Source organism: Candidatus Accumulibacter phosphatis, assembly GCF_012939955.1.
GTDB classification, from domain to species: Bacteria; Pseudomonadota; Gammaproteobacteria; order Burkholderiales; family Rhodocyclaceae; genus Accumulibacter; species Accumulibacter delftensis.
On the sequence record NZ_SPMY01000055.1, the window covers coordinates 1 to 15,437 of the forward strand.

Genomic DNA, 15,437 nt, shown 5'->3' on the forward strand with positions numbered 1-15,437 from the left:
AGAACCTCGGGAGTCAGCGTCGTCCAGCTCGCGGCCTGAAAAGTGAGCAACACGACCAGCGCATTCTTGTACAGGTTGTCGTTGAAGGCGCCGAGAAACTGCGTACCGAAGAAAGGCGCGAAGCGACGGGCCTTGAGCAGACCAAACTGGGAACTCATGCAATCTTCCTTTCAAAGAAGGCGCGCGTCTCGAAGAGTGTGATGCAGCAAAGCAGTGCGTAGCCGCCGATCGACGGTGACCGCAGCGACGACGTTTTTGCAGCGGGAAGCCTGCAAAAACGCCAAACACCTAGCCGTCGGCCAGCACGAAGTCGATGCGCCCGGTTTCGAGATCGGCCTTGACCAGTTTTACCTGCAAGCGGTCACCGAGGCGATAGCGTTTTGCCGTGCGCTCGCCAAGCATCTGATGCCGGGTGCTGTCGTACTGAAAGTAATCCTCGCCGAGTTCCGAAACATGCACCAGCCCCTCGACATAGACCTCATCGAGGGCAACAAAAACGCCGAAAGGTACCACCGCCGCAATCGTTCCGGCAAAGGTTTCGCCAATTCGGTCACGCATGTAGTAACACTTCAGCCAGTTGCTGACGTCGCGCGTCGCCTCGTCGGCACGGCGCTCGGTCTGCGAGCAGTGCATGCCGATCTCCGCCCATTTGCCCGGCAAGTAGCTCGTGCCGGCGAGTGCCGCCTTGATCGAGCGGTGTACCAGGAGGTCCGGATAGCGCCGGATGGGTGAAGTGAAGTGCGTGTAATGCTCGTAGGAAAGACCGAAATGGCCGACATTGTCAGGGCTGTACTGGGCTTGACGCAGAGAACGGAGCATCACCGTCTGCAGCAACTGCGCGTCCGGACGCTCCTGGATGCTTGCCAGCAAGTCAGCATAATCGCTGGCGGTCGGATCGTCGCCGCCACCGAGGCCAAGGGCAAATTCCTTGAGGAAATTGCGCAAGGCCGTGAGTTTCTCAGGGGTCGGCCCTTCGTGAATGCGGTACAGGCAAGGATGCCGGTTGGCCTGCAGAAATCCCGAGGCGCAGACATTCGCGGCCAGCATGCACTCCTCGATCACGCGGTGCGCGTCGTTACGGTGCACCGGAACGATGTTGTCGATCTTGCCCTGCTCATTGAACAGCATCATCGTCTCGATGGTTTCGAAATCGATGGCGCCGCGTTTGCCACGCGCTTCGCTCAAGACTTTGAACAAGGCGTAGAGCGCCTGCAGCTGTGGCTGCAGGCGGCGATGAACCTCGCTTTCAGGCTGCGCCGTCCCGGCCAGCCAGTTCCAGACCTGGTCATAGGTCAAACGTGCCTGCGAACGAAAAATGGCTGCATAGAATTCGTAATCGGTGATCACGCCGCCGGCGTCGATGGCCATGTCGCACACCATCGCCAGGCGATCGACGTCGGGGTTCAGCGAACACAGGCCATTCGAAAGTTTTTCCGGCAGCATCGGAATCACCCGGCGCGGAAAATAGACCGAATTTCCGCGCTCGCTCGCCTCACGATCGAGCGCCGTCCCCGGCTGCACATAGTGGCTGACATCGGCGATTGCCACCACCAGGCGCCAGCCAGCGCCCTGGCGCTCGGCGAAAACCGCGTCGTCGAAGTCTCTCGCCGTCTCGCCATCGATGGTTACCAGAGGTAGCGCGCGCAGATCTTTTCTTCCCTCGCTATCTGAGGGCCTGAGCCGCTCCGGAAGTTGCGCCGCCTCTGCGAGAGCGCCACTCGAGAACTCGAAGGGCAGCTCGTGCTTGCGCAGGGCGATTTCTATCTCCATGCCCGGATCGGCGTAGTTGCCGAGCACTTCGACGATGCGTCCGATCGGCTTCGAATGACGACCGGGTTGCTCGATGATTTCGACGGTGACCACCTCACCCGAGCGCACGCCGCTCCTGCTGTCCGGCGTCACCAGAATGTCCTGGTTGATGCGCCGATTCTCGGGAACAACCAGCGTGATGCCGTGCTCGACCAGTACCCGGCCGACAACGCGGCTGTTCGCCCGCTCGATGACTTCGACGATAACGCCTTCGCGACGCCCTCGACGATCGACGCCGACGACACGCACCAGGGCGCGGTCACCGTGCAAGGCCTTGGCCATCTGCCTGGCTTCGAGAAACAGGTCTTCGCCGGCATCGTCGGGAACCAGGAAGCCGTAGCCATCCGGGTGTCCCTCGATTCGCCCGGCAATCAGGCTGGCGCGCTCGGGGAGAATGAACGAACCTTTGCGGTTACGCAGCAGTTGCGCTTCACGCTCCATCGCCCGCAAGCGGCGCTGCAGGAGCTCCAGTTCGTGGTTGCGGATGTCGAGCAAGACGCACAGCGCGTCGAAGCTCACCGGCTTGCCCTGCTCCTCAAGGATCTGCAGGATGTACTCGCGCGACGGCAAGGGCTGTTCATAGGTCTTCAACTCACGCTCAAGATAGGGGTCGGCACGGCGTACTGTTGATAGTTTGCTTATTGACATTTTCTTTTGTTCCTATAGAATTCGGCCTCTCTGGAAATGCCCAGGTGGCGAAATTGGTAGACGCGCTAGGTTCAGGTCCTAGTGGTGGCAACACCGTGGAGGTTCGATTCCTCTCTTGGGCACCAGTCTTAAACAACAGAAGCTCTGATCAATCAGGGCTTTTTTTTGCGTCTGAGCAGCGCAATTCCCTTGCCCGTCCAACCCCGCCCGGCAAGGCCAGGGCCGGCCACGGCGAATTGTACGCCGACTACGCTTACGATGGCCTCGCTTCCCTGCGCGACGCGCAAACCTCCAGGTCGCGTTTTTTTTCCCTGCCAGCGCTGGCACGATCCCGTCGATCCGCGCCTTCGGCCGGGCCAGCGACGGCCTGCTCCAGCCAGCGCGAGCGGCTCCCGGGAGGCGATTTTTCCGGTCGAGGGCTCCGTGTAAATGATTTTCACAACCACTAGCCAGCACCTACAAAAGTGTGGATACTACGCTGCCGGAAAGTCGCCAGCCCCGCTGCTGCGAGTAAGTTCAAACTTTGCCAACCGTTAGGATTCCCGATGACGATACGACCGGAATTAATAGATAAGCTGCGCAACAAGCGCACACAGCTGACGGAAAACGTCAGCCCAGAAAAGTTGGAAGCGCTGCACGCCAAGGGTTTGCTGTCGGCTCGCGAACGCCTTGGATCCCTCTTTGTCGAGGGAACGTTTCAGGAACTAGGCCTGCATGCCTCGCACAGTGCCACCAACTTCGGCATGGCCGAGAAAATGCTGCCCGCCGACGGCGTAGTCTGCGGCACCGGCTACGTCGGCGACATGCAGGTCGCCGCTTTCAGCCAGGACTTCAGCGTCGTCGCTGGAACACTTGGCAAGATGCAGGCCAGAAAGATCAACCGCACCATGCGCCACGCCCTCAAGAACGGTGTGCCGGTGGTGGCCTTCAAGGATTCAGGCGGCGCGCGCATTCAGGAAGGTGTCGATGCACTTTCGGGCTACGGCGACGTCTTCTACTCGAACGTCCTGCTCTCCGGCGTCGTCCCGCAGATCGCGGTGATCTGTGGTCCCTGCGCGGGTGGCGCGGCATACTCGCCGGCGCTGATGGATTTCGTGATCATGACTCGCGAAAACGCGCACATGTTCCTGACCGGTCCGCAGGTCATCAAAGCAGTGACCGGACGCGCGACGACGATGGCCGAAGTCGGCGGCGCCGAGATGCACGCCACGATCAGTGGCAACGCCCATTTCATCGCCGAAGACGACCAGCACGCCATCGGTGTGGTCAAGCAACTGCTCTCCTACCTGCCGGCCAACAATACCGAGGATCCGCCGCACGACCTGTCGGTGCCGATCGAGGAGATGGAAGATCCGGGCATCAACGACTGCATCCCGGATAGCCCGTCGGAACCGCTCGACATGTACGCCGTCATTCGCCGTCTGGTGGACAATGGCGAGCTGCTCGAAGTGCATGCGGGCTTTGCTCGCAACATCATTGTCGGCTTCGCGCGCATCAGCGGCGTCGTCGTCGGCCTGGTCGCCAACCAGCCAATGGTCATGGCCGGCGCCCTCGACCTCAATGCGGCCGACAAGGTGGCGCGCTTCGTTCGCACCTGCAACGTCTTCAACGTGCCGGTTGTGACGCTGGTCGATGTCCCCGGTTTCCTGCCCGGCGTCGAACAGGAGCGTGGCGGCATCATTCGCCATGGCGCGAAAATGCTGTTTGCCTACGGCTCCTGCACCACCCCGAAAATTACGGTCATCCTGCGCAAGGCTTATGGTGGCTCGTATCTCGCCATGTGCAGCCAGGAAATGGGCGCGGACATGGTCTTCGCCTGGCCAACGGCCGAGATCGCGGTCATGGGTGCCGAAGCGGCGGTCAAGATTCTCTATCGCAAGGAAATCGCGGCGGCAGACGATCAATCGGCGAAAGCCGCCGAAATGGCACAGGAATACCGCGAAAAGTTCGCCTCACCCTACGTGTCGGCCAGCAACTTCTACATTACCGACGTGATCGAGCCACAAGACACCCGCTGGATGGTTGCCCTGGCCCTGCGCAAAGTGCTCGACAAGCATGAACTCAGGCCGACCAAGAAACACGGCAACATCCCCATGTAACCGGCGATGGAAGGAAGAAAAACCCCATGATTACAACCGCCATCATCACATCGCTACAGGTCTACGGCATCGCCATTGTAGTGTCGTTGGTCGTCGCCGTATTGATCAAAGTGCTGGTTGTAGTGACCGGCAGGATGGAAAAGCGCCCAGCGGTCGAAGTCCCGACCGGAGACGTTTGCCCAGTGTTCCTCGGCGTTCCGGACGAAGACGTCGCGGCCTTGTCGGCGGCGATCTTCGCGGCCATTGGCCCGCACCGCGTCTTGCGCATTTCACAACCCAGCCACGGCTGGGCAGTCGGCGGTCGCGCCGCCCAACATTCATCACATACGCCGGGCCACTCGCCCGGCCGAAGCCACCGCTAACAGGAGCAACACATGCCCAGACAATTCAAGGTCACGGTCAACGGACGCGAATACGACGTCAGCGTACTGGAACTCAATGCCGGTCAATCGGCGCCATCAGCAGCGCCCGCGGCCGTGGCCGCCGCGCCACAGGCCGGGGGAAGCGCGCCAGCTGCGGCCGCCGCGGCGCCGTCCGCCGCAGCTGGCGCTTCCGCTGGCGACGGCGATATCCTCGCCGGGATGGGTGGCACCGTCGTCGAAGTCAACGTCAAGGTGGGTCAGTCGGTGGCCGCTGGTGACCGACTGATGGTCCTCGAAGCCATGAAAATGAAGACGCCAGTGATCGCGACCCGTGCCGGTCAGGTGACGCGAGTACTGGTCGCTGCCGGCGATCCCATCGAGGGCGGACAGCCCCTGTTGACAATCGCGTGAGCGGATATCAGCCGAAACCCGACACCCCACATGCTCCGCGAGTCGGTGTACACGCCGACAAGCGGAGCGGTGGGCGCCGCGGCTAGGTACGAGGACTGAAGCGCATGGAAAGCATAAATTTTCTCGATCTGTTCCAGGGTGTAGCCACTCTGATCGCCGCCGAGCCGCAGATCATGATGGGGCGTATCTTCCTGATGTTGCTGGGCTTCCTGCTCATCTATCTGGGCTCTCGGAACGTCCTGGAACCTCTGCTGATGATTCCGATGGGCATGGGCATGTCCTCGGTAAACGCGGCGGTGATGTTCCTCGAAGGCGGCAAGCCGGGAACGCTCTTCGTCGATCCCTTGATTACCGACCCGCTCCAGTTGATCAACATTTTGCAGATCGACTGGTTGCAGCCGATATACACGCTCACCTTCAGCAACGGCCTGATCGCCTGTCTGGTGTTCATGGGTATCGGCGTGCTTCTGGATGTCGGCTACGTCATGGCCCGCCCGTTCCAGAGCATGTTCATCGCCCTGTTCGCCGAACTTGGCACTTTCGTGGTCTTCCCCTTCGCCATTGCTCTCGGCCTCACGGCACCCGAAGCAGCGTCGGTCGCCACCATCGGCGGCGCCGATGGTCCGATGGTGCTGTTCACTTCACTGGTTCTCGCCAAGCATCTGTTCGTGTCGATCACCGTCGTTGGCTACCTTTACCTCGGCCTGACCTACGGCGTCTACCCGTACATGATCAAGTGGCTGGTACCGAAGCACATTCGCGGCATCAGCATGGCTGCCGATCAGGGGCCGAGGATCAGCCGTTCGCAGAAGCTGATCTTCGCCGTCGTCGCCTGCACGCTACTGTGCCTGCTCTTTCCGGTGGCGGCGCCCTTGTTCTTCTCGCTGTTTGTTGGCGTCGCAGTGCGTGAAAGCGGCCTCGAGAACTTCGCCAAGCTGCTCGGCGAAACTTTCCTCTACGGGGCCACTTTCTTCCTCGGCCTGACCCTGGGCGTTCTCTGTGAAGCGAACACGCTGCTCGACCCAACGGTCTTGAAGCTGCTGCTTCTGGGCATGCTGGCTCTGGGAGTTTCGGCGCTTGGCGGTCTGGCGGGTGGTTACATTCTGTACTTCTGGAGCGGCGGCAAGTTCAACCCGATCGTCGGCATCGCAGGCGTGAGTTGCGTACCGACCACCGCCAAGATCGTCCAGAAAGTGGCCATGGCAGCCAATCCGCATGCGATCATCATGCCGCATGCGCTGGGAGCGAACATCAGCGGGGTGATCACTTCGGCGATCATCGCCGCGACCTTCATCTCGCTCTTGCGCTAAGCGGTAGGCAGAGGCCTGCTCACGTAACAGCGCCTGACTACGCGAGTAGTCAGGCGCTGTTTGCTGTTAAAACACAACAAGCCATTCATGGTCAGCGACAAGGCCTTGCAGCAAGGCCCTGTAGAGATCACAAGGACGCCCTTATTTCTGTTCGGAGTCGTGCGGCTGTTTGGTGGAATCGGCCGGAAACCCCGGCAGGGGTATGCCGTTGAACAGTGTGCGGGTCTGCGTTTTGAGCTGGTCCTGCATCTGGTGAAGCATCTTCCGGCTCTGCTCCATATAGGTGGTCATCATCGTCTGCATCGCCGGGCCCTGGAAATTCATGAACTGCGACCACATGTCGTTCTGCATCTGGCTGTTGCTTTCCCCATAGAGGGACTGCGACTGCTCCTGCAACTTCTTCTGGAAATCGACAAAGGACTTGACGCTCGTCTCCAGGTACTTGCCGAGCATGCCCTGCATCGCATGACCGTAGAAGCGGATCATTTGCGCCAGAAGATCGGCCGTAAACAGCGGCGCGCCCGACGCTTCCTCCTCAAGAATGATCTGCAGCAGAATCGCGCGCGTAATGTCTTCGCCGGTCTTGGCATCCAGAACACTGAAAACCTCACGGGACAGGACAAGGTCCTTTACATCGGTCAGCGTGATGTAGGCGCTGGTCTTGGTATCGTAAAGGCGACGATTGGGGTATTTCTTGATCAGTCGCAGCTGCTCGGGCATGACGATACTTCCTCCATCTGCAGGTAATTCAACGAGCGCGGCCTAGCGTCTCATGGTGCGGTGCAGCACAATTATACCTTAGCAAAAACCCTTGGCAAAAACCCTTGGCAAAAAAAACAGGCCCCTCGCGGGGCCTGTCTTGACCAAGGTGCAACAAAAAAACGACTTACTGGTAGTAGAGACCACCGCAAATGTTCATCGTCGAACCGGTCATGAAGCCGGCAATATCCGAAGCGAGATAGGCACACGCGCCACCGATCTCTTCCGGCTTGGCCAGACGCTTCATCGGCACGGTGTCGATGATGCTCTGCAGGATCTCCGGTTTGATGGCCAGAACCATCTGAGTCGCCACGTAGCCCGGGCAAATGGCATTGACCGTAACGTTCTTGGCGGCGAGTTCGGCCGCGAGCGCCTTGCTGAAACCAATCACGCCGGCCTTGGCCGCCGAATAGTTGGTCTGACCAGCCTGGCCGCGCAGCCCATTGACCGAGGAGATGTTGATGATCCGTCCCCAGCCACGCTCGGCCATCTTCGCCGAAACCTGCTTGGTCATGTTGAAAAGGCTCGACAGATTAGTCGCGATCACGGCATTCCACTGCGCCTCCTCCATCCTTCCGAACATCTTGTCGCGAGTAATTCCGGCGTTGTTGACCAGAATGTCGACCGGACCTGCCTTGGCTTCAGCCTCGGCGACCATGGCCACGCAGGAATCGTAGCTGGCGACGTCGCCGGCAACACAGATGAAATCGTTGAAGCCGGCCTCGGCCATGGCTTTGTTCCACTCGTCCGGCTTGTCGAACTCCGGATGGTAGGCAGCAACCACCTTGTGACCGGCCTTCGCCAGTTCCTGGCAGATAGCAGTGCCAAGCCCACCCATGGCACCTGTAACCAAAGCAACACGTTGCGTCATAACTCTTCCTTTCCTGTTGACGAATGAAACGATTGGCGGCAATCCACCACCACGATTACAACATCTGCTGACCAAGCCAGGCGGGAACACCACCTCGGTTCGGCAAAAATCTTCAGTCCTGCACGAAAAGCAGACAAGGTGCGGCAATTTCCCCAGAGCCTGCCCAGCCCCCGGCGAAAACGCCACCCGCCATTCTCCCACGACGATCAGCTGTTGACGAGCCCCTGGGCAGCGAAGTTGAGCAAGCCGCGCACACGGCGGAATCAAACAGTCCAGCGAACGCACCGTGCACGAAGCAAATGCGCAGTGCGAGCGCCCCCCCAGAGCATCCTGGCACACTATAATGCCGGCATGTATATCATCGTGATCGGCTGGCTGTACGTTACTGTATTGATGGCGCTGACCGAAAGCAGCGTCGTTGCCGGGATACTGAGCCTGACCTTCTACGGCCTGCTGCCGACGGCACTGCTGCTCTGGCTTTTCGGCGGCCCGACGCGTCGTCGTCGCGCCGCCAGGATGGCCAGCAACGCCAGTGACACCAGGAGCGAGACCAGGGGTGGCGCAAACGACCACCCGCCGCAGGATCGCTGACGATTTCTGGCTAACGCTCATGACAGTCGAGATACCCCGGATGATGAAAGTCATGACCGTCCCCCCTCTCACTTGCAGTGCGCATTCCGGCTTACACGCCGGAATCGTTCGCCGGGCAGGGAGCATGCTCCCCGAATTCCCCGTCTCACCCCCGCCCCTTCTCCCGCAGGGGGAGAAGGGAGGTTCGTGAGTCGCTTGCGCGACTTTCACATTAAGCGTCCGCCAGCCAGATCAACGCGGCCATCCGCCCCGTCACGCCATCTCGCCGATAGGAAAAGAAGCGCTCGGCTTCGCGCAGCGTACAGCCACCCCCGCCGTAGATGGCGTCGACACCCGCGCGCTGCAGGCTTTGCCGGGCCAACAGGTAGATGTCGGCCAGCCATTTGCGCGCAGGCTGCTGCGCCGTTGGCCCATTAGCCGCAGGGATATTTCTTGCCGGCCAATCCTGTGACACCGGCAGGAATGCCGCAGCAGCCTCCTGGTGTGCACCGACGAATGCGCTACGCACCTCTTCACCAACCTCGAAGGCCTGCGGGCCAATGGCGGGACCCAGATAGGCCAGCAACCGCACACCGGGCACAGCCAGCGCTTCCACCGCCCGTTCCAGTATACCGGCCTGCAAACCGCGCCAACCGGCATGCACCGCAGCAACCACGCTGCCCGATTGGTCGCAGAGCAAGACCGGCAGACAGTCGGCGGTCATCACCGCACAGACGACACCGGGAGCACGCGCAAATGCGCCATCGGCCACCGGCACCTCGGCGACGCCAAGGCCGGCAGCGTCCACCAGGGTCGTGCCGTGCACCTGCTCCAACCAGCAGGGCAATGCCGGTAGATGATCGGCAAGACGGCGACGATTTTCGGCAACGGCGAGCGCATCATCACCGACGTGGGCGCCAAGGTTGAGGCTGGCGTACGGCGCAAGGCTCACGCCACCGTCGCGACCGGTGATCAGGCTGCGCACCCGCCTCGGTGCCGGCCAGTCGGGAAACAAGCAGCCCTTACTGCTCACCCAGCTCCTCATCGTCGTCTTCGCAGTCACCGTCACCGTCGACGATAATTACTTCCGGGCCGTCATCGTCATCGTCCCAATCGTCATCGTCCCAATCATCTGCCAGTTCCTCGTCGCTGACGCACTCGCCAGCGCGCGCCGTGACCGCCTCCAGTCGCACGCTGTCGATCAGGGCCGCCATATCGTCTGGCAAGCCCGAGCGCCAGAGCATGGCCTTGCCAGTACCCGGATGAGTCAGCGACAAACGGCAGGCGTGCAGCGCCTGGCGCGGAAATTCTACCAGGCGGGGCACGCGGCTGGCACCGCTACCGTAGGTCGGGTCGCCGACCAGGGGATGCCCGATCGAAGTCATGTGCACGCGAATCTGGTGCGTCCGCCCGGTTTCAAGCGCGCATTCAATCAGCGTGCAGGCGAGAAACGGCTCCAGAACACGGTAGTGCGTACGTGCCGGTTTACCGGTGCGCACCACGGCCATGCTGGTGCGCAAGGTCGGATGCCGGCCGATGGGAGCGTCGACGCTACCCGCACGCTCGACGATGCCCCGCACCAGGGCCTGATAGCAGCGCTTCACTGAGCGTGCCTGCAACTGCCTGACCAGATCGGTCTGCGCCTCGAGCGTCTTGGCGACCACCATCAGCCCACTGGTATCCTTGTCCAGCCGATGCACGATACCCGCCCGCGGCACTTTGTCGAGTTGCGGCGCGTAGTGCAACAGAGCGTTAAGCAAAGTCCCGCTCCAGTTGCCGTTACCCGGATGAACCACCAAGCCGACGGGTTTGTTGAGGACGATCAGGCAGTCGTCCTCATACACCACCTGCAGGGGGATATCTTCGGGCGCCGAGGATTCGGCTCGTTCGTCCGGCACTTCGGCAACTTCGATGCTTTCGCCAGCCCATAGTTTCTGCCGAGGCTCGACGACGCACTCACCGCTTACCGTCACGCGGCCCTCACGTATCCAGTTCTGTAGACGGCTGCGCGAGTGCTGCGAGAGCAAGCGCGCAAGAACCTGGTCTAGCCGTTGACCGCTGCAATCGCCAGGTACGCTCAGGGCAATCCGGGGGTTTGCGCTATAATCCGCAAGCTCGCTGTTCCGCGTCGCCTCCTCCGCCAGTGCTTCTTTCTTCTGTGGGTTTTTCATCATGCGTAGTTTAGCGGTTATCGCAACCCTTTTCCTCGCCTTGCTGGTCACTGGCTGCGGGCTTCTTCCCGACAGCAAGGATGAGACCGTCGGCTGGTCGGCCAACAAGCTTTATACCGAAGCCAAGAATGCGCTCAATGACGGCTCCTACACCACGGCCATCAAGTACTTCGAGAAGCTGGAGTCGCGCTATCCCTACGGGCGCTATGCCCAGCAAGCGCAGATCGAGATTGCCTATGCCTATTGGAAAGATCTGGAGCCGGCCTCGGCGATCGCCGCCTGTGACCGCTTCATCAAGCTGCATCCGAACCATCCGAATGTCGACTACGTGTATTACCTGCGCGGTCTAATCAACTTCAACGAAGATCTCGGTCTTCTCGGTTCGATCAGCAATCAGGACATGACTGAACGCGACCCGAAGGGGGCCCGTGAATCCTTCGACTCCTTCAAGGAGCTCGTCACCCGCTTTCCGAACAGCAAGTACACCCCCCGATGCGCTACTGCGCATGAAATACCTGGTCAACGCATTGGCGCGCCTCGAACTGCACGTGGCACGCTACTACATGAAACGCGGCGCCTATCTGGCAGCCGCGAATCGCGCCCAGTTCGCGATGATCAACTATCCTGACACGCCGTCCAGCGAAGAAGCGCTGTTCATCATGGTCAAGGCTTACGACGCCATTGGCCTGCACGATCTGCGCGACGACGCCGAACGCGTCATGCGCAAAAACTACCCGAACAGCGAATACTATCAGCGCGGCCTCGATCGTCAGGAACCGTGGTGGAAGCTCTGGTAAGCCAGACGCACTCGCAACCGCCTCGCCCAGACCGCTCAGATTGACTGCTTGATGGCCAGCACTGCCTGATTGCGCAGGGTTCTCAGCAAGGACAGCTCTTGCTCGGCGATGACGATCTCCCCTGCCCGCTGGCGGTCGGCGTAGATCATCGCCACGGGGTTACCCCTGACGCAGAGCGGAAAGACGACGAATGTTTCCGCCGTCACCGCCTGGCGATACCAGGCCGGGATACGTGGCGCGATCTTCGCGTCACGGGTATCGCCGATCAGAATATCCACCCCGTTGGCTAGGGCCGCATGAAAAAATGTCGGCGCTGAACACCAGCGAAAACCGAAAGCGTACGGCAATCTCCGGAGCCTGCGGGCCAAAACCGAAACGACCGAGCATGGCGTTGCTGCGCCCGTCGCGAACACACAGGATGACGTTCTTGAAGCCCTTCGCCCGATAGATCGTTTCCAGGATGATGCGTAGCACATCATTGAGATTGAAATCACTGATCAGGGCGTTGCTGACGTCCTGAATCCCGGCCATCAGAATGGCTTCGCTGCTCGCTGAGGCGCCGGCCGCAGCGGGCCTGACATCATCGACCGCCGGCAGCGGGGAGACATCGGGGAGAATCGTACCGGCGAGACCATCCTCCGCGGCCCGCCGCTCTGCGGCACATGCTGGTCGCCCCGCTGCGCCGCCCCAGGCCTGCATCTGCTTGCCCAGAAGGGTCTTCTGCAGATCGAGGTGCATGATGCCGGCAAACTGCGACATCTGCTCGAATGACTTGCGCAGCGTTCTCTGCAGGCCCTGCTCGTCGAGCTCTATCACGTCGCCAAAACGCAGAACAATCCGGCGCAAATCCTTCTGCGGCTGTTCGCCTCCGGCAGCGGCGAGCAGACTACACAACTCGTTGGACAATGCTGCCAGCACGCGCAAGCGATCTTCCGCATTTACCGGGCGGCGAACACTCCCGACTGGCAGCTTGCGCATGCTGCTGACGATCAGCCGCGGGAAACCCCAGCTCTGCGCGATGCCGACGCCGAGGTCTTCGAACGAGAGACCGAGAACCTGCTGTGCCGCCAGATCGTCGGCGCAGTCTTTCTGCTGCGCCAGGCGCCGGATCTCGGCGCTTTCTTCCGGGAAATAGTACTGGCTCAGCAGACGGCCGAGGTTATGGAACATCGAGCAGATGAAGGCCTGCTCGACATCCCCGCGCGTCGCGCTTTTGCTGGCGAGCTCCTTGGCCAGAAGACCGGCCAGATTGGCGCGCAGGAACTCTTCCTTGAGCTGATCGGCATTGTCCTTGTTCTGCAAGTGCTCGAAAAGCATCACCGTAATGGCGATGCTGCGCACCGCATCAAGACCGAGAACGACGATCGCCCGCGACACGGTGCTGATGCTGCCGCCACCGGCCTGCCGATAGTGCACCGAGTTCACCATCCGCAGAATCTTGTTGGTCAGGGAAAAATCCTTGAGGATCGTGTTCGAGAGCTCGGCGAGGTTCTGATTTTCCGAAGCAGTGATCCGGTTGATCGCCCCGACCGACTCCGACAGCGCCGGGAAATCGCTCTGGTGGCGCATCCGCCGGAGCAGGAATTCGATCGTGCTCTGCCGTGAATCTGCCACCGGCGCCGGCGTTTCGGGCACCAGATCGACGCCGCTCCGGGTGCCTCGACCCTGCTCACTAATCAGCTCGAAACGTCCAAGGTCCTTGCTCACGGATTTCGCTCGCTTGCAAAAAACATTATTCTAGGCGTCCTGCCTTCGCGAGCCGTGTGGAAAAAGTCACAGCCGCCACGCAACTTCCCCTCACAGCCACAGCAAGCGCGGCGCCAAACCCGTTTCTCCATAGACGACCGCGAGCTGGCTGAAAGCACGACCAAGGGCAGCGACCTGCTGCTCATCGACAGGGAAGACGAGGTAACTCGGTTCCACCGGCCAGCCAGCATGGTGATCCTCGTCGCCATCGGCGATGTTGCTGGCGGCGAAGAAAGTGCAAGCCGAAGCGGCGATTCGCTCGCGCAAACGGCGCTGGCGAGGCTCGTTCTGGTGATCCGCGAGCCGCTCTCCGGGATTGTAGGCGGTCACGATTCCCCAGCCGATCGCTTGGCTCACGGACGCTGCAGGGGCGTCCAGCGGCGCAAGCGAAGCTGGCTGACGGCGCAGAAATTCATCGAACTCAGAGCTGACGAGGCCGATGCGCAAGTCGAACACGCGCTCGGGAGTCTCCACCCGATAGGTCGTCGCCAGGAATGCAGCTTCCAGCGCGGCCTCGGCCCTGCTCACGGCTCCTCGCCCAGCGCGCCAAGGTCTTCCAGATCACCCAGCCGCGAACGCACCTCGCTTGCCGGCAGGGCTTCCACGCCACGCAGCTTGCGCTCGATCTGCCGCGTCCGCACGCCAGCTGCTTCGATACTGCGGCTAGCCTGCTCGAGCTTCCTGTGCGTGGCCTCGAGCACCTCGCCGAACTTGCCAAACTCGGTCTTGATGGCGCCGAGAACCGCCCACACTTCCGACGATCGGCGCTCGATGGCCAGAGTTCGAAAACCCATCTGCAGGCTGTTTAGTAGCGCCGCCAGCGTCGTCGGCCCGGCGATACAGATGCGCAGATCGCGCTGCAGGCTGTCCACCAGTCCCGGTCGCCGCAAGGCTTCGGCATAGAGGCCCTCGGTCGGCAGATAGAGGATCGCGAAATCGGTGGTGTATGGCGGTTCAACGTACTTGTCGTGAATCTTTCGCGCTTCGTCACGCAGGCGAACTTCCAGCGCCTTGATTGCCGTTGCCGAGGCCAGCGGATCAGCCCGTTCCTGCGCCTCGAGCAAACGCTGATAATCCTCGAGCGGGAATTTTGCGTCGATCGGCAGCCACACCGGCCGTTGCTCGTCGTCGCCGATCGCGCGACCGGGCAAACGAATGGCGAACTCGACGCGTTCCGACGACTCCGGCCGCGTGGCCACGTTCTTGCCGTATTGCTCGCTAGTCAGCAACTGATCGAGGAGCGTCTCCAGCTGCACTTCCCCCCAGCTGCCACGGGTCTTGACGTTGGTCAGCACCTTCTTCAGATCGCCGACGCCGGCGGCCAGGGTCTGCATTTCGCCAAGCCCTTTGTGCACCTGCTCGAGGCGATCGCTGACCAGCTTGAACGACTCGCCGAGGCGCTGCTCCAGCGTGGCATGCAGTTTTTCATCGACCGTGCGGCGCATCTCTTCAAGCTTGCTGGCGTTGTCGGCCTGCATCGCCCCAAGGCGGGCCTCAAGTGCCCGGCGTAGCTGCTCGAAGCGCTGCTCGTTACTGTTCGTCAGACGCGCCAGTTGCTGCGCGAAGGATTCGAGCTGCTGCGCCTGCAAACGCCCCAACTGGGCCAACTGCGAGGCAAGGGTCTGTGAGACGCGGTTCAGCGACTGCGACTGCTCCTCGCGATCACCACGCGCGGTGCTTGCCGCCTCCTGCCGACCCAGCGACAACTCCTGTCGCAAATCCCGCTCCAGCCGCTCCAGGCCCCCTTGCAGGTCGCGCAAACGGACCGCCAGCACCTCGCGCGTCGTTCCCGCGCGCAACAGCAGTGCGAGCTGCAGAACGATCAGCACCAGCGCCAGCGCACTCACCGCATACAACCAGGCCTGGCTCACTGACTTGCCTCGG

Annotated in this window: 14 protein-coding genes, 1 tRNA gene and 2 pseudogenes; 7 read left to right on the forward strand and 10 right to left on the reverse strand. The window is 61.2% G+C overall.

Translation table 11 applies throughout. The features are described 5' to 3' along the window. Together E4Q23_RS24130 and rnr are read right to left on the reverse strand one after the other, a co-directional pair. Window positions 1–158, reverse strand: a pseudogene (locus tag E4Q23_RS24130) (MFS transporter); the annotation flags it as partial. A 130-nt stretch (window positions 159–288) separates the two neighbouring features. Further along, entirely contained in the window at window positions 289–2,457 is a 2,169-nt protein-coding gene (rnr, locus tag E4Q23_RS17730; RefSeq protein ID WP_169067874.1) for a ribonuclease R, read from the reverse strand. 38 nt (window positions 2,458–2,495) lie between these two features. Between rnr and E4Q23_RS17735 the strand changes: the two genes are divergently transcribed. The 5 genes from E4Q23_RS17735 (at window position 2,496) to E4Q23_RS17755 (ending at window position 6,639) form a co-directional block, all read left to right on the forward strand. Continuing rightward, window positions 2,496–2,582 (forward strand) — tRNA-Leu (locus E4Q23_RS17735). A 420-nt stretch (window positions 2,583–3,002) separates the two neighbouring features. Further along, on the forward strand, window positions 3,003–4,556 hold the full coding sequence (locus E4Q23_RS17740; protein WP_169067875.1) for an acyl-CoA carboxylase subunit beta: 1,554 nt from the start codon (window positions 3,003–3,005) through the stop codon (window positions 4,554–4,556). A 26-nt stretch (window positions 4,557–4,582) separates the two neighbouring features. Then, entirely contained in the window at window positions 4,583–4,918 is a 336-nt protein-coding gene (locus E4Q23_RS17745; protein ID WP_169067876.1) for a hypothetical protein, read from the forward strand. Between the two features lie 12 nt (window positions 4,919–4,930). Beyond that, window positions 4,931–5,329, forward strand: coding sequence for a biotin/lipoyl-containing protein (locus tag E4Q23_RS17750; RefSeq protein WP_169067877.1), 399 nt, complete (start codon window positions 4,931–4,933; stop codon window positions 5,327–5,329). Between the two features lie 104 nt (window positions 5,330–5,433). After that, window positions 5,434–6,639, forward strand: a complete 1,206-nt coding sequence (locus E4Q23_RS17755; protein ID WP_169067878.1) for a sodium ion-translocating decarboxylase subunit beta — start codon at window positions 5,434–5,436, stop codon at window positions 6,637–6,639. Between the two features lie 141 nt (window positions 6,640–6,780). Here the strand turns inward: E4Q23_RS17755 and phaR are convergent, their stop codons facing one another. Continuing rightward, entirely contained in the window at window positions 6,781–7,359 is a 579-nt protein-coding gene (phaR, locus tag E4Q23_RS17760; protein WP_169067879.1) for a polyhydroxyalkanoate synthesis repressor PhaR, read from the reverse strand. A gap of 166 nt (window positions 7,360–7,525) precedes the next feature. Continuing rightward, a complete protein-coding gene (phbB, locus tag E4Q23_RS17765) occupies window positions 7,526–8,269 on the reverse strand; it encodes an acetoacetyl-CoA reductase (RefSeq protein WP_169067880.1) in 744 nt (247 codons plus the stop codon). Between the two features lie 306 nt (window positions 8,270–8,575). Here phbB and E4Q23_RS17770 point away from each other — a divergent pair, with 306 nt between their 5' ends. Next, a complete protein-coding gene (locus E4Q23_RS17770) occupies window positions 8,576–8,860 on the forward strand; it encodes a hypothetical protein (RefSeq protein WP_423753360.1) in 285 nt (94 codons plus the stop codon). A 211-nt stretch (window positions 8,861–9,071) separates the two neighbouring features. Here E4Q23_RS17770 and pgeF read toward each other — a convergent pair whose 3' ends face one another. Together pgeF and rluD are read right to left on the reverse strand one after the other, a co-directional pair. After that, a complete protein-coding gene (pgeF, locus tag E4Q23_RS17775) occupies window positions 9,072–9,884 on the reverse strand; it encodes a peptidoglycan editing factor PgeF (protein WP_169067881.1) in 813 nt (270 codons plus the stop codon). Beyond that, window positions 9,862–11,013, reverse strand: a complete 1,152-nt coding sequence (gene rluD / locus E4Q23_RS17780) for a 23S rRNA pseudouridine(1911/1915/1917) synthase RluD (RefSeq protein WP_248595548.1) — start codon at window positions 11,011–11,013, stop codon at window positions 9,862–9,864. The genes pgeF and rluD overlap by 23 nt, the downstream gene beginning before the upstream one ends. Here rluD and E4Q23_RS17785 point away from each other — a divergent pair. Beyond that, window positions 11,012–11,807 (forward strand): annotated as a pseudogene (locus E4Q23_RS17785) (outer membrane protein assembly factor BamD). The gene rluD and the pseudogene E4Q23_RS17785 overlap by 2 nt on opposite strands. Window positions 11,808–11,842: 35 nt before the next feature. Here the strand turns inward: E4Q23_RS17785 and E4Q23_RS24135 are convergent. The 4 genes from E4Q23_RS24135 to E4Q23_RS17800 form a co-directional block, all read right to left on the reverse strand. Further along, window positions 11,843–12,085, reverse strand: a complete 243-nt coding sequence (locus E4Q23_RS24135; protein ID WP_248595549.1) for a hypothetical protein — start codon at window positions 12,083–12,085, stop codon at window positions 11,843–11,845. Then, window positions 12,057–13,514: an HDOD domain-containing protein gene (locus E4Q23_RS17790; protein WP_336511726.1), complete on the reverse strand. Its 1,458-nt coding sequence runs from the start codon at window positions 13,512–13,514 to the stop codon at window positions 12,057–12,059. The genes E4Q23_RS24135 and E4Q23_RS17790 overlap by 29 nt, the downstream gene beginning before the upstream one ends. Before the next feature lie 90 nt (window positions 13,515–13,604). After that, window positions 13,605–14,081, reverse strand: coding sequence for a DUF3293 domain-containing protein (locus tag E4Q23_RS17795; RefSeq protein WP_169067882.1), 477 nt, complete (start codon window positions 14,079–14,081; stop codon window positions 13,605–13,607). Then, window positions 14,078–15,424, reverse strand: a complete 1,347-nt coding sequence (locus E4Q23_RS17800; RefSeq protein WP_169067883.1) for a DNA recombination protein RmuC — start codon at window positions 15,422–15,424, stop codon at window positions 14,078–14,080. Before E4Q23_RS17800 ends, E4Q23_RS17795 begins: the two co-directional genes overlap by 4 nt. Window positions 15,425–15,437 lie beyond the last annotated feature (13 nt).